The sequence below is a fragment of the Micromonospora auratinigra genome (genome assembly GCF_900089595.1).
In the GTDB taxonomy this organism is placed as follows: Bacteria; Actinomycetota; Actinomycetes; order Mycobacteriales; family Micromonosporaceae; genus Micromonospora; species Micromonospora auratinigra.
The window spans coordinates 5,112,755-5,126,615 of the sequence record NZ_LT594323.1 but is presented as its reverse complement, the minus strand read 5'-3'; the positions used below and the strand labels follow the sequence as shown (position 1 = coordinate 5,126,615).

Sequence of the window (13,861 nt, the reverse complement as noted above, 5' to 3'; positions counted from 1 at the left end):
AATAGTGCCACGCCTGCGGCAAACCGCAAGTCGGGGTTGAGCCGACCCGACGCAACCCGACCGTTATTACTGTCCGGTTGTCTTACCTTGCGTCGGTCGGGCACGCTTTAGCGGTGACGACGCATGGCGATTCCGCCACCCGTTCCGGCGCGCCCGCCGTCGCAGCCCGCACCGGCCCGGCCGACGGGGACGACCCGACCACCACGGCCGAGGGTCTGCCCGCCGCGCTCACCGGCCTCCGGGCCGCGATCGGGGCGGCACGCTTCCCGCTGGCCCTGCCCTCGGCCGAGCCGGCCCGGCGTACCGCCACCGGCCTCACCGACCAGCTCGACGACTACCTGCTGCCCCGGCTCGCCCGGCTCGACGCCCCGCTGCTGGTGGTCGTCGGCGGCTCCACCGGCGCGGGCAAGTCGACGCTGGTCAACAGCCTGGTCCAGGCCCGGGTCAGCGCCGCCGGGGTGCTGCGCCCCACCACCCGCTCCCCGGTCCTGGTCTGCAACCCGGCCGACTCGGCCTGGTTCCGCCAGGGCGAGCTGCTGCCCGGCCTGACCCGGACCAACGAGCCGAGCGACCAGCCGGGCACCCTGCACCTGGTCACCGCGCCCGCGCTGCCGGCCGGGCTGGCCTTCCTCGACGCGCCCGACATCGACTCGGTGGTCGACGCCAACCGGGCCCTGGCCGGGCAGCTGCTGGCCGCGGCCGACCTCTGGCTCTTCGTCACCACCGCCGCCCGGTACGCCGACGCCGTTCCCTGGGAGCTGCTGCGCAGCGCCCGGGCCCGGGGCACCGCGATCGCCATGGTGCTCGACCGGGTGCCGGCGGAGGCCGCCGACGAGATCGCGGCCCACCTCTCCGAGATGCTCGCCGAGCAGGAGCTGGGCGCCGCGCCGCTGTTCGTCCTGCCGGAGACCTGGGTGGACGGGCAGGGCCTGCTCCCGGACCGGGTCACCGCCCCGCTCAGCGGCTGGTTCGCCCGGCTGGCGGCGGACGCCGAGGCCCGCTCGGCCGTGGTCCGGCAGACCCTCGACGGGGCGCTGGCCGCCCTGCACCCCACCGTGGACGCGCTGGCCGACGCCGCCGACGAGCAGGTGACCGCCGCCGACGCGCTCGACGAGCGGGTCCGGGCCGCGTACCGGGGGGCCGAGCGGACCGTCGACCAGGGGCTCAAGGACGGCCGGCTGCTCCGGGGCGAGGTGCTGGCCCGGTGGCAGGAGTTCGTCGGCACCGGCGAGTTCTTCCGCACCCTGGAGGCCCGCATCGGCCGGCTGCGGGACCGGGTCGTCGCCGCGGTCACCGGCCGTCCCGCCCCCGCCGTGGAGCTGCGTACCGCCATCGAGTCGCAGCTGGTCACGCTGCTGCGCGGGGTCGCCGCGGAGGCGGCCGAGAACGCGTACACCGGGTGGAAGGCGCACCCGGCCGGTGCGGCGCTGCTCGAACCGGGCCTCGCCCACCCCGGCGACGACTTCGCCGACCGGGCCGAGCGGCTGGTCCGCGACTGGCAGCGCGGCGTGCTGGACCTGGTCCGCGAGGAGGGCGGCGACCGGCGCTTCGTGGCCCGCACCGCCGCGTACGCGGTCAACGCGACCGGCCTGGCCGTCATGATCGCGGTCTTCGCCTCCACCGCCTTCATCCCGACCGGCCTGGAGGTGGCCACCGGCGCCGGCACCACGGTCGCCGCGCAGACGGTGCTCCAGGCGATCTTCGGCGACCAGGCGGTCCGCAACCTGGCGAGCAAGGCCCGCGTGGACCTGCTCGACCGGGTGAACGCCCTGCTGTCGGAGGAGGCCACCCGCTTCCTCGCCCGGACCGAGGCCGCCCGGCCGGCCGCCGGCACCGGCACGGCGCTGCGCCGGGCCGCCATCGAGGTGGAGAAGGCCCGGCACCGCAGCGGGCTCGCCGGGGACGGCCCGGCGCTGCCCCGCACCGACGAGGGTGGGGGCCGGTGAGCAACATCGTGGGACGGATGCGCGAGGCGTTGCGGGGCGAGCCGCGGGTGGATCCGGACGCCCTGATCGCCCGGCTCCAGGCGGTCCAGCGCTTCCTCGCCGCCACCGACGGGCTGCTGCCGGACACCCAGCTGGTGCCCGCGCACACCGTGGTGGAACGGGCCGGCACCCGGCTCGCGCTCTCCGGGCACCACACGGTGGTGGCCCTGGCCGGCGCGACCGGCAGCGGCAAGTCGAGCCTCTTCAACGCCCTCGCCCGGCTGGACCTCTCGCCGGTCGGGGTGCGCCGGCCCACCACCGGCGTGGCGCACGCCTGCGTCTGGGGGGCGCTGGACGGCGCGTCCCGGCTGCTCGACTGGATCGGCGTGCTGCCCCGGCACCGGTTCGTCCGGGAGAGCGCCCTCGACGGCGACGACGAGTCGGACCTGCACGGCCTGGTCCTGCTCGACCTGCCCGACTTCGACTCGGTGCAGCGCGCCCACCGGCTGGAGGTGGACCGGCTGCTCGGCCTGGTCGACCTGGTGGTCTGGGTGGTCGACCCGCAGAAGTACGCCGACCGCGTGATCCACACCAGTTACCTGCGCGAGTTCCACCGGCACAAGGACGTCACGGTGGTGGTGCTCAACCAGTCCGACCGGCTGGCCCCGGCCGAGCTGCCCCGGGTCCTCGGTGACCTGCGCCGGCTGCTCGACGCCGACGGGCTGGAGGGGGTGCCGCTGCTCCCCACCGTCGCGGTGGACCCGGCCGGGCTGGACGGTCTGCGCGCCGAGCTGGAACGTACGGTCGCCGAACGGCAGGCCGCGCTGCGCCGGCTGGCCGGCGACGTCGACGCCGTGGTCGACGGGCTCGCGCCGCTGGTCGGCCCCGAGCCACCGCGCACCGGGCCCGGTGACGCCTCGGCGCGGGAACTGACCGCCGCGCTGGCCGGGGCCGCCGGGGTGCCGGTGGTGGCCGAGGCGGTCGAGGGGGCGTACCGGCACCGGGCCGGTGGCGTGACCGGCTGGCCGCTGGTCCGGGGCTGGCGGAAGCTGCGGCCGGATCCGCTGCGCCGGCTGCACCTGCCCGGTGGGTCGCCCGACGCCGCCGACGAGAGCCTGGTCGCGGCGACCTCCGTACCCGAGGCGACCGCCGCCCAGCGCTCCGCGCTCCAGCTGGCCATCCGCGCGGTGGCCGACCGCTCCGCCGCCGACCTGCCGGCGCCCTGGCCGACCACGGTGACCACGGCGGCCCGCTCCCGGCAGGCCGACCTGCCGGACGCGCTGGACCACGCGGTCGCCGCCACCGACCTCGGCATGGCGGGCCGGCCGGCCTGGTGGCGGGTGGTGGGTGGCCTCCAGTGGCTGGTCACCGTGGCCGCCGTCGCGGGACTGGCCTGGCTGGTGCTCGGGTACGCGCTGCGCGCGCTCGGCCTGCCCGCGCTCGACTACCCCCGGCTGGGCGAGGTGCCCTGGCCGACCGTGCTGCTGCTCGGCGGCCTGCTGGCCGGTCTGCTGCTCTCGGCGGTGACCCGCCCGGTGATCGGGTGGGCCGCCCGGCGGGCCCGGCGGCGGGCGGAGGAGCGCCTGCTGACCTCGGTGGGCAGCGTCGGCGAGCGGTACGTGCTGGACCCGGTCTGGGCCGTGCTGGCCCGGTACGCCGAGGCGCGGGACACGCTGCGCGAGGCCGCCCGGCGCTGACCGGTGCTCCCGCCGGAGCGGCGGCGTAGGGTCGGTGGCATGGCCACGCCACAGACCCCCTACGAGGCGGTGCTGCACGCCGCCCGCGACGTGACGAGGCTCGACTCCGCCCTCGACGCGGAGATGCTCGGCGCCGCCCTGCTGGGCAGCGTCTACGCCGTCGCCGAATCCGACCGGGAGACCGCCGTCCGCCAGTTCGTGACGGGCTTCCTCGCCACCACGTCGCGCCGCCGCAGCGCCGCCGCGACCACCATCCGCGCCGTCTTCGCCGCCCTGGTCCCCGACGCCGAGGGCGCCGCCCGGGTGCGCCCCGGGGCGTACGCCCCGGCCTGGGCCGCCCAGCTCGGCCGGGTACACCTCACCGGCACCTGGGCGTACGGGGACGTGTACGGCGACCAGACCTCCTACCTGGCCACCTTCGCGTACGACGACGAGGCCGGTGGCCCGGAGCACGCGCTGGTGGCGCTGGTGGACCACAACATCGGCGTGACGAAGGACGTCTTCGTCGGCGGCCCGGCCGCCCGGATCGTCGAGCAGGCCCGGGAGATCTGCACCGAGGACGAGTTCACCTGGTTCCGGACCGAGGATCCCGCCCGGATGCGCGCCGAGGTGAGCCAGCACCTGGCGATCACCGACCAGCTCGGCGAGCTGCCCGGCCAGGGTTCGCTGGCCACCGACCGGGCGTTGGTCGGGGCGCGGCTGGCCGTGCTGCCCCGGCAACCCGGCGCGGCCGTGCGGGAGGTGTCCCCGGCCGACGACGCGGAGCGGACCCGGCTGGTACGCGGCTTCCTGGGCGCCCCGGAGGCCGGCCGGTTCGGCCTCGACACGGCGACCGACGCGGAGCTGCCCTCGCTGCACTTCTGCCTCGGGCTGCTGCTCGACCACGCGGCGAGCTTCCCGGACGCCGACCCGATGCGGTGGAGCCCGACGGTGGTCGAGCTGTTCCTGCTGGACTGGGTGCACCGTCGGGCCGTGCTGGACATGGACGACGCGGCGATGCTGCCCCGGGTGCTGCGCGGCTGGGTGGCGTACGCGTCCCGCCGGCGGGGCCTGCCCGAGGCGGCGGCCCGCCGCACCGACGAGGCGATCGAGGAGATGGTCCCGGAGTTCGCCCGGCTCTACAGCACCGGGGAGCGGCGCAGCCCGGCCACGGCCGCGGTCGCCCAGTTGATGGCGGACGGCGTGGACCCGGACGACCCGGCCGCCCTCGACGCCTGGATCGAGGCGAACCGGCACCGGCTCACCGACGACCCGGCCTGACCCCGGCGGCGGCCGGACCGGCTGACGCAGGCCGACCTCGGACCGGCGCGGGTGGGCCGGCGCGGGTGGACCAGCGCGGGTGGACCAGCGCGGCCGCACCGACTGCCACAGGCGAGCCCGGCCCGGCCGGACCGCTCAGTCGAGCGGGGTGGTGACGGGCTCGGCCGGCGGCTGTGGCGACGGGCTGGGCACCGCCTCGGTCACGGTCGCCGGACGGGCGCGCGGGACCGGGGCGGGAGTGGGACGCACGACCGGCCGCGGGCCGCGCTCGGGGCGGTCGACGCGCCGGTGCGGCGTACCCGACGGGTGGGTGACCTTCCGGCGCGCCCGGTGCTCGGCGGTCGCGTCCGGCGTGGGCCCGGCGGTCGCGTCCGGCGTGGGTACGGCGGTGGCGCTGAGGGTGGGTGCGGGCGATCCGGACGGCGACGGCGCGTCGGGAGAGCCGCTGGTGGTCGGCTCCGCGCTGCCGGTCTCGGACGGGCTCGCGGTGGCCGACGGGTCCGGGCCGGGTGGCTCGGAGAAGGTGCTGCTCGGCTCGGCCGTGGCGGACGGGGTCGGCCCCTGGGTCGGCGGGTCCGAGGCCGACGGCGAGGGTGCGGGGACCGGTGTCGGCGCCGGCGCGGTGCCGGTCGGCGGGGTTCGGACGGGTCCGGGGACGGGGGTCGGCGGTGGTGCCGGTGGCCGGGGGCGGTGCGCCGAGCCGAGGTCGCTGTCGTCGGGCAGGGCGGGTGCGGCGAGCACCGGCGGCCCGCCGGTGGGCAGGCCGGTGGCGGCGGGGCCGGCGGCCGGCGTCCGGGTGGGCGGGACCGGCGGCTGGGTCCCCTCGGGCACCGGGATCACCACTGGTCCCACCGACGGGGTGGGGATGAACGGGGTGCTGCTGTCCGGCAGGGCACTGTTGCCGACGGTCGCCGATCCGGTGCTGATCGCGGCCAGGATCGGCATCGAGGCGGTGCCGGCGAGCAGGGCGACGGTGAAGAGGTAGCCGCGGTGCGGAGCGCCCGCTCCGGGTGCGCGGTGCGCGCCGACCACCCGGCGGTAGCCGGCCCGGGGTGCCGCGCGGTGGCGGCCGAGGAACGGTGTACCGGGACCCTCTGCTGGCTCGGACACCGGCTCACTCCTCCGTACGTCGGCGACAGGGCGCGGTCCCAGGAAACGGACATACGCCGTGAAACACCCAGGTGGGACACCAGTCAGCTTGGACCAGTGACGGTCAGTTCACCAGGCGCCACAGCGTGTCGACACACAATTTGTCCGTCGCAGGTGGCGGTTCCGAGACGACAAAACGTTCATCCGTCGCGAACCCGATCGAACGTCACAGGCGAGGGAGGCCATACTGTGGGCCCGCTCACCTCCTCTGCAATCATTCAGGCACGACGGCAACGCAGCCGCTACCTCCGCGCACCCCGCGGCTGGTGCGGAACGGCGCCGGCGCTCCCGGGCCGGGTTCCCCCCACGAATCCGGCTCACGCCGCGCGGCAACCCTCACCGGGGCTAGGCGCGGCCGCCAGGGACCGTCCCGGCACCAGCCGGACGGGCGCACGATGTGCGCGGCTCGGGTCACCCCCCGGCGCCGGCGCAGACCAGACAGGGAGAGACGGATGGCAAAGGGCGACCCCGGGACCGCCAGCCGCGGCAGGCGGGCGGCACCCCGTACCAAGCGCGCCGCCGTGGCGGGCGAACCGGAACTCGTACAGCTGCTCACCCCCGAGGGCGAGCGGATCGAGAGCGCGCTCGGCCCGGACGGGACCGAGTACCGCGTGGACTTCACCGACGAGGAGTACCGCGGGCTCTACCGCGACCTCGTGCTGGTCCGCAAGCTCGACGCCGAGGCCACGGCGCTCCAGCGCCAGGGCGAGCTGGGCCTCTGGGCCAGCCTGCTGGGCCAGGAGGCCGCGCAGGTCGGCTCCGGCCGGGCACTGCGCGCGCAGGACATGGCCTTCCCGACCTACCGGGAGCACGGCGTCCTGTACTGCCGGGGCATCGACCCGATCATGCCGCTCGGCCTGTTCCGCGGCGTCGACCAGGGCGGCTGGGACCCGAACGAGTTCAAGTTCAACATGTACACGATCGTCATCGGGGCGCAGACCCTGCACGCGACCGGGTACGCCATGGGCGTCGCGATGGACGGCAAGACCGGCACCGAGGACGGCGAGGCGGTGATCGCCTACTTCGGCGACGGCGCCACCAGCCAGGGTGACGTCAACGAGTCCTTCGTCTGGGCCAGCGTCTTCAACGCCCCGCTGGTGTTCTTCTGCCAGAACAACCAGTACGCCATCTCCGAGCCGCTGGAGCGGCAGACCCGCGTCCCGCTGTACCGGCGGGCGGGCGGCTTCGGCTTCCCCGGCGTCCGGGTGGACGGCAACGACGTGCTCGCCTCGTACGCGGTGACCCGGCACGCGCTGGACAACGCGCGGCACGGCCAGGGCCCGAGCCTGATCGAGGCGTACACCTACCGGATGGGCGCGCACACCACGTCCGACGACCCGACCCGGTACCGGATCGCCAGCGAGGTCGAGGCCTGGCAGGCCAAGGACCCGATCGCCCGGATGAAGGCGTTCCTGACCAGGCAGCAGATCGTCGACGAGTCGTTCTTCGCCGAGGTCGACGAGCAGGCCCGCACCGAGTCGGTGCACCTGCGCGAGCGGGTGCTCAACATGCCCGACCCGCAGCCGGTCAGCATGTTCGACCACGTCTACCCCAACGGCTCGCCGGAACTCGACGAGCAGCGGGCCCAGTTCAGCAAGTACATGGAGTCGTTCGAGGGGAGCGCGCACTGATGGCCACGGAGACGCTCACCCTCGGCAAGGCCCTCAACACCGGCCTGCGCCGGGCCCTGGAGAACGACCCGAAGGTCGTCATCATGGGCGAGGACGTCGGCAAGCTCGGCGGCGTCTTCCGGATCACCGACGGCCTCCAGAAGGACTTCGGCGACCAGCGGGTGATCGACACCCCGCTGGCCGAGTCCGGCATCATCGGCACCGCGGTCGGCCTGGCCATCCGCGGCTTCCGGCCGGTCTGCGAGATCCAGTTCGACGGCTTCGTCTACCCGGCGTACGACCAGATCGTGTCGCAGGTGGCGAAGATGCACTACCGCTCGCAGGGCAAGGTGCGGATCCCGATGGTGATCCGGATCCCCTACGGCGGCGGCATCGGCGCGGTCGAGCACCACTCGGAGTCGCCCGAGGCGTACTTCGCGCACACCGCCGGCCTGAAGGTCGTCACCTGCGCCAACCCGCAGGACGCGTACTCGATGATCCAGCAGGCCATCGCCTCGGACGACCCGATCGTCTTCCTGGAGCCGAAGCGGCGCTACTGGGAGAAGGGCCCGGTCGAGCTGGACGCCCCGCTCGCCGACGCGTACCCGCTGCACTCGGCCCGGGTGGCCCGCGCCGGCACGGACGCGACCGTGCTGGCGTACGGCCCGATGGTCCGCACCGCCCTGGACGCGGCCACCGCCGCCGCCGAGGACGGCCGGGAGCTGGAGGTCATCGACCTGCGCACGCTCTCCCCGCTGGACCTGACCGCCGCGTACGAGTCGGTCAGGCGCACCGGCCGTTGCGTGGTCGTCCACGAGGCCCCGGGCAACCTGGGTCTGGGCTCGGAGATCGCGGCCCGGATCACCGAGGAGTGCTTCTACTCCCTGGAGTCCCCGGTGCTGCGGGTGACCGGCTTCGACACCCCCTACCCGGCCGCCCGGGTGGAGGAGGAGTACCTGCCCGACCTCGACCGGGTGCTCGACGCCGTCGACCGCACCTTCGGCTGGTGAGCGACATGTCACGGATCAAGACGTTCAACCTCCCCGACCTGGGTGAGGGCCTGACCGAGGGCGAGATCCTCGCCTGGCTGGTCAAGGTGGGCGACGTCATCGAGCTGAACCAGCCCATCGTCGAGGTGGAGACCGCCAAGGCGGCGGTCGAGATCCCGGCGAAGTGGGCCGGCCAGGTGCAGTCGATCTTCCAGCCGGAGGGTGCCACCGTCGAGGTCGGCGCCCCGATCATCGCGATCGACACCGACCCGGGTGCCGGGCCGATCGAGGAGTCGACGACCGGCACGCCCGCGAGCGAGCTGCCGACCCCGTCGGCCGCCTCGCTGGCCGCGGTCGAGATCGCGCCCGAGGAGGGCATGGTCGAGCCGGGTCTGATCGGCGGGGCCGCCCCGGGTGGGCGTACCGCCGTGCTGGTCGGTTACGGCCCGCGGACCACCGCGGCGAAGCGTCGCCCGCGCAAGGGCGCGGTGCCGGCCCAGGCCACGGCCACGGCCGCGCCGGTGCAGGCCGCCCCGGCCCCGGTCGCCCCGGTGCCGCCCGCGCCGGCGGTCGACGGCAACGGCCGGGCCGGTGGCCTGGTGCTGGCCAAGCCGCCGGTGCGCAAGCTCGCCAAGGATCTCGGCGTCGACCTCGCCGCGCTGACCGGCTCGGGCCCGCTGGGCTCGATCACCCGGGAGGACGTACAGCGGGCGGCGAGCGGGACCCCGGCGGCGGCCGAGCCGCTGACGGTCACGGCGGCGGCCCCGGCGGCCGCGAGCTTCGGCGCGGACCGCGAGCAGCGCATCCCGGTCAAGGGGGTACGCAAGCTCACCGCCGAGAACATGTCCCGGTCGGCGTTCACCGCCCCGCACGTCACGGAGTTCCTGACCGTGGACGTGACCCGGGCGATGAAGGCCCTGGACCGGCTGCGCGAGCGGCGCGAGTGGCGGGACGTCCGTGTCTCGCCGCTGCTGCTGGTGGCCAAGGCGGTGCTCCTGGCGGTCAAGCGGTACCCGATGGTCAACTCCAGCTGGGCCGGCGACGAGATCGTGGTCAAGGAGTACGTCAACCTGGGCATCGCGGCGGCCACCGAGCGGGGCCTGATCGTGCCGAACATCAAGGACGCCGGCCGGCTCTCGCTGCGCGAGCTGGCGGACGCGATGACGGCGCTGGTGCAGACCGCGAAGACCGGGAAGACCTCGCCGGCCGACATGTCCGGCGGCACGCTGACCATCACCAACGTCGGCGTCTTCGGGGTCGACACCGGTACGCCGATCCTGCCCCCGGGCGAGTCGGCCATCCTGGCCTTCGGCGCCGTACGGGAGATGCCGTGGGTGCACAAGGGCAAGGTCAAGCCGCGCCTGGTCACCACCCTGGGCCTCTCGTTCGACCACCGGATCATCGACGGTGAGCTGGGCTCGAAGTTCCTGCGCGACGTCGGCGAGTTCCTCGCCGATCCGGAGGCGGCGCTGCTCGCCTGGACCTGACGGTCCCACCGTTCCGGCGACGGCCGGTGTGCATCGGGTGAACACCCGGCACACCGGCCGTTGCCATTGGGGGTCAGATTCGTCGGCGCGGAGGCCTGTAGACCTACGATCCTTAGGTACGTGGTTCAGCTCACCTAATAATCGATGGAAGTTGGCGGCGTTCTGCGGTTGAATAGAGACATCAAGGGGCTGACAACCGAATAGCCAGGAGGAGAGACCCGAGATGAGCATGATCGAGCGAATCCGCACCCGCCGCGACGCCAACCGCCGCGCCCGCGCCATCGAGCACGCGCTGCGTTCCGCCAACTCGCCCGCGGTCCGCGAGGAGCTTCTCGCCATCGCCCAGCGTCACATCAGCTGACGCCCCGCTACTTTCCTCACCTCCTCCAGTTCGAAGACCCGCCCGGTCACCCGGGCGGGTCTTCGGCGTTTCACGTCGATTGGCACCGGGATTCCACCTCGCCGCACCGCCCGGTACGGTGGGGCTCGGTCGCCACCCGCCCGCCCCGGTCCGAGTACGACGACGAGAACCGAACGACAGCGTCCGGCCACGGTGTGTGACGGCCGGTGCTCCCGCGACCGCTTCCGGGCGGCCACCGGATACGGTGCGGGGAGCCCGCACGGCCGGTACCCGCCGGCAACGCCGGCGACCATGCCGACCGGTCCCCGATCGGCATCGGTGGCCGACATGTGATGGAGGAGGCGCACCCATGACGTCCGAGGCCCCGCACCGCCCTGGCCAGGAGCCGGGCGAGGTGTCGCCGGGCGCCGGTGGACCGGTGCCGTACGGCGACCGCCCCGCCCCGCAGGACAACGGGTACCCAGGCGCTCCCGACCTCGGCTGGGCCCCGCCCCCGCCGGCCGGTCGACCCGCGCCGTCCGCCCCCGCCTGGGCGGCCCAGGAAGAGCAGCCCGCCCCCTGGGCGGCGCAGGGCGGCCAGCCGGCCAACCGGGGCTCCGCCCAGGTGCCGGCACCGGCCGAGCCGGGCGGTTGGAACGGCGCACCGCAGCCGGCCTGGGGTGCCGAGCAGCACCCGCCGGCCTGGGGCGCCGCCGCCGCGACGCCGCCCGGTGAGCCGTCGCCGCCCTCCTGGGGCCCGCCCGCCGACGCGGACGCCCCCGCCTGGGGAGCCGCCGCGCCGCAGGCCGCCACGCACGGCGAGCAGCCCGCCTGGGGCCAGCCGGCCGAGCCGGCCGCCCGGGGCGCCGCGCAGGTGCCCGCCCCCGCCACCGTGCCGAACGAGTCCTGGGGTGGCGCCCCGCAGCAGGACGACCCGAACCGCTCCGGCGGCTGGGCCGGCCAGGCCGCACCGCAGCACGACGACCCGAACCGCTCCGGCGGTTGGGGCACGCCGCAGCAGGACGCCGACGCCGGCCGGGCCGACTGGCACGCCGGCCAGCAGGAAGACCGCTCCGGCGGCTGGTCCGTCGGGGCCGGCACGCAGCCGCACGACGACCCGAACCGCTCCGGCGGCTGGAACGGCCAGGCCGCCGCGCCGCAGGACGACCCGAACCGGTCCGGCGGCTGGAACGGCCAGGCCGCGCCGCAGCAGGACGACCCGAACCGCTCCGGCGGCTGGGGCACGCCGCAGCAGGACGAGCAGCCGGCCTGGGGCCAGCCCGGCGAGCCGGCCCCCGCCTGGGCCGCACCGGCCGCGCCGCCCGCCCGGGCCGCCGCCAAGGTCCCGGTGCCCGGCCAGGGCGACAACGCCTGGGCCGGCCGGCAGGACGACCCGAACCGCTCCGGTGGCTGGCAGGCCGACGAGGCCGCCGCCCCCGGCGGCCCGCAGGACGACCCGAACCGCTCCGGTGGCTGGGCCGCGCCGCGCGACGAGGACCCGGACCGGTCCGGTGGCTGGGCCGCAGGCCGCGCCGCCGCGCCGGCCGACGCCCCGCAGCAGCCCGCCTGGGGCGCGCCGGGCGAGCAGCGTCCCGCCGCCGCCTGGAGCGGCGCCGCCGCCGTGCCGCAGCAACGCGACCAGGACGAGGCGGCACAGCCCGACTGGGCCGCCGCCCCGACCGGGGACGACCGGCCCGAGACCGGCGGCTGGGCGCAGGCCGAGCCGCCCGCCAGGGCCAGCGCCTCGGTGCCGGCTGCGGATACCGCGCCCGCCTGGGCCGACAACCAGGACAACCAGGACAACCCGGCACAGTGGACCTCCGGGCAGCGTCCCGCCGTCCCGGAGGCCGCACCGTGGGCCCCCGGCGAGGCGTGGGGCCGCGCCGCCGAGGGCGAGCCGGCCTACCAGCCCGCGCCGGGCCCGGGGATCTCCCCGGCGAACGCCGTACCGCTGCCGCCGCAGGAGCAGCGGGTACCGGGGGCCGCCCTGGCCGCCGCGCCGCCCGCCGACTACGCGCCGCCGGCCGAGCGCGAACCGCAGGCGTACGAGCCGGAGCGGGCCGCCGGTGGCTGGGGTACGGCCGAGCCGTCCCATGAGGAGCCGCAGTCCCCGGCCGGCCCGGTGGTGCCCGGACCGCGTACCTCCCCCGAGTCCACCCCGGACAGAGCGGTCTCCGCCAGCGCGTCGGTGCCGACGGCCAGCCGGGTGATGCCCCCGACCGACCAGCCGCTGCCCGGCTCCGGCGGGTCTGCCCCGCAGCCCCGGGTCTACGGCCGCCCCACCCGGCCGGAGTCCGAGGAGACCCCCGGGCAGGACGGCCCGGACGGCTTCGGACCGCACGACGAGCACGGTTCGCAGTCCAGGATGGACGCCCCCAACGGCTTCGCCGAGGCGCCCCCGGTGTCGTCGGCCCCGCCGTCGTCACCGGCCGCTCCGCCGCCGTTCCCGCCGGGGGTGCCGTCCTTCGCCGACCCGGCCGGCAACGACCGCCCGGTCAACGGGGTGCACCCGCAGAGCGGTGAGCGCACCGGCGACCCGTTCGGCATGCCGGCGGACGCGTTCGGCGGCCCCGGCGGCCAGCGTGAGCCGTTCGGCGGCCCGGGCGGACAGTCCGGCCACTACGGTGGCCCGGGCGCACAGCCGGGTCAGTTCGGCGGCCCGGGTGGTCAGCACGACCAGTTCGGTGGCCCGGGTGGCCACCAGGACCAGTTCGGTGGCCCCGGCGGGCAGCACGACCAGTTCGGTGGGCCGGAGCAGCACGACCGGTTCGACGGGCAGCGAGACCAGCACGACCCGTTCGGCGGCCACCGGGACCAGTTCGGCGGTCCGAACCAGCACGACCCGTTCGGCGGTCGCCAGGACCAGTTCGGCGGGCCGGGCCAGCACGAGCCGTTCGGCGGCCCGGGGAGTGGACGGGCCTCGGTCGCCGTACCGGGTCAGGAGCCGGGTGGTTTCCCGCCCGCTTTCCCGCCGCCGCCCCAGCAGGCCCCGCCGGCCTGGCAGCAGGGCCCGGCCGGGGACCAGGAGCAGGGCCGCTTCGACCAGTTCAAGCCGGAGGCCGAGCCGAAGACCGAGGCGCCCGCGCCGAAGGTGCGCAACGGCAAGGTGCTGATTCTGGTGCTGATCGTCGCGGCACTGATCCTCACCGTCCCGCTCGGCCTGCTCGCCCTGCTCGGCAAGCTCGGCGGCGACGACGACACCAAGAAGCCCGCCCCGTTCAACCCGGCGGTCGGCGCCTGCGTCAAGCAGGCCGACAGCGGCCCGGCGGAGGTCGCCTGTGAGCCGGGCGCGTTCACCGTCGTGTCGAAGGTGGACAACAAGGACAAGTGCCCGGACCCGACACAGCCCACCGTGACGCGCGGCACCCAGGTGTACTGCCTGAAGCCGGTCACCAAGTAGCACG

9 protein-coding genes are annotated in these 13,861 nt (G+C 75.8%); 8 read left to right on the top strand and 1 reads right to left on the bottom strand.

Features of this window, described 5'->3' with window-relative positions; genetic code table 11:
* Positions 1-113 precede the first annotated feature (113 nt).
* Genes GA0070611_RS23080 through GA0070611_RS23070 form a run of 3 tightly spaced genes read left to right on the top strand, consistent with a single transcriptional unit; the run spans position 114 to position 4,882 of the window.
* Positions 114-1,946, top strand: a complete 1,833-nt coding sequence (locus tag GA0070611_RS23080) for a GTPase domain-containing protein (protein ID WP_091667916.1) — start codon at positions 114-116, stop codon at positions 1,944-1,946.
* A gap of 17 nt (positions 1,947-1,963) precedes the next feature.
* Positions 1,964-3,622 carry a GTPase gene (locus GA0070611_RS23075; RefSeq protein WP_091673321.1) on the top strand — a complete coding sequence of 553 codons (1,659 nt, stop codon included), beginning with the start codon at positions 1,964-1,966 and terminating at the stop codon, positions 3,620-3,622.
* A 39-nt stretch (positions 3,623-3,661) separates the two neighbouring features.
* The gene (locus GA0070611_RS23070; protein WP_091667911.1) at positions 3,662-4,882 is read left to right on the top strand and encodes a hypothetical protein; all 1,221 of its coding nucleotides are present in this window, start codon (positions 3,662-3,664) and stop codon (positions 4,880-4,882) included.
* 135 nt (positions 4,883-5,017) lie between these two features.
* Here GA0070611_RS23070 and GA0070611_RS31160 read toward each other — a convergent pair whose 3' ends face one another.
* The gene (locus tag GA0070611_RS31160; RefSeq protein ID WP_157740373.1) at positions 5,018-5,992 is read right to left on the bottom strand and encodes a hypothetical protein; all 975 of its coding nucleotides are present in this window, start codon (positions 5,990-5,992) and stop codon (positions 5,018-5,020) included.
* 491 nt (positions 5,993-6,483) lie between these two features.
* Here GA0070611_RS31160 and pdhA point away from each other — a divergent pair, with 491 nt between their 5' ends.
* The 5 genes from pdhA to GA0070611_RS23045 all read left to right on the top strand — a co-directional run bounded on the left by pdhA (position 6,484) and on the right by GA0070611_RS23045 (position 13,857).
* Complete coding sequence (gene pdhA, locus GA0070611_RS23060; RefSeq protein ID WP_091667908.1) at positions 6,484-7,662, top strand: pyruvate dehydrogenase (acetyl-transferring) E1 component subunit alpha; 1,179 nt, start codon at positions 6,484-6,486, stop codon at positions 7,660-7,662.
* Positions 7,662-8,651 (top strand): alpha-ketoacid dehydrogenase subunit beta, encoded by a 990-nt coding sequence (locus GA0070611_RS23055; protein ID WP_091667905.1) that lies wholly within the window; start codon positions 7,662-7,664, stop codon positions 8,649-8,651. The genes pdhA and GA0070611_RS23055 overlap by 1 nt, the downstream gene beginning before the upstream one ends.
* A complete protein-coding gene (locus tag GA0070611_RS23050; RefSeq protein ID WP_197675779.1) occupies positions 8,648-10,117 on the top strand; it encodes a dihydrolipoamide acetyltransferase family protein in 1,470 nt (489 codons plus the stop codon). Before GA0070611_RS23055 ends, GA0070611_RS23050 begins: the two co-directional genes overlap by 4 nt.
* Positions 10,118-10,340: 223 nt before the next feature.
* Entirely contained in the window at positions 10,341-10,478 is a 138-nt protein-coding gene (locus GA0070611_RS31395; RefSeq protein WP_167604462.1) for a hypothetical protein, read from the top strand.
* Between the two features lie 349 nt (positions 10,479-10,827).
* Positions 10,828-13,857: a hypothetical protein gene (locus tag GA0070611_RS23045; protein ID WP_091667899.1), complete on the top strand. Its 3,030-nt coding sequence runs from the start codon at positions 10,828-10,830 to the stop codon at positions 13,855-13,857.
* Positions 13,858-13,861 lie beyond the last annotated feature (4 nt).

Bases quoted from the DNA above. Each gene is read 5' to 3' on its own strand.
- GA0070611_RS23055 (WP_091667905.1), top strand. From the start codon at position 7,662: ATGGCCACGGAGACGCTCACCCTCGGCAAGGCCCTCAACACCGGCCTG.
- GA0070611_RS23070 (WP_091667911.1), top strand. From the start codon at position 3,662: ATGGCCACGCCACAGACCCCCTACGAGGCGGTGCTGCACGCCGCCCGC.
- GA0070611_RS31395 (WP_167604462.1), top strand. From the start codon at position 10,341: ATGAGCATGATCGAGCGAATCCGCACCCGCCGCGACGCCAACCGCCGC.
- pdhA (WP_091667908.1), top strand. From the start codon at position 6,484: ATGGCAAAGGGCGACCCCGGGACCGCCAGCCGCGGCAGGCGGGCGGCA.
- GA0070611_RS23045 (WP_091667899.1), top strand. From the start codon at position 10,828: ATGACGTCCGAGGCCCCGCACCGCCCTGGCCAGGAGCCGGGCGAGGTG.
- GA0070611_RS23075 (WP_091673321.1), top strand. From the start codon at position 1,964: ATGCGCGAGGCGTTGCGGGGCGAGCCGCGGGTGGATCCGGACGCCCTG.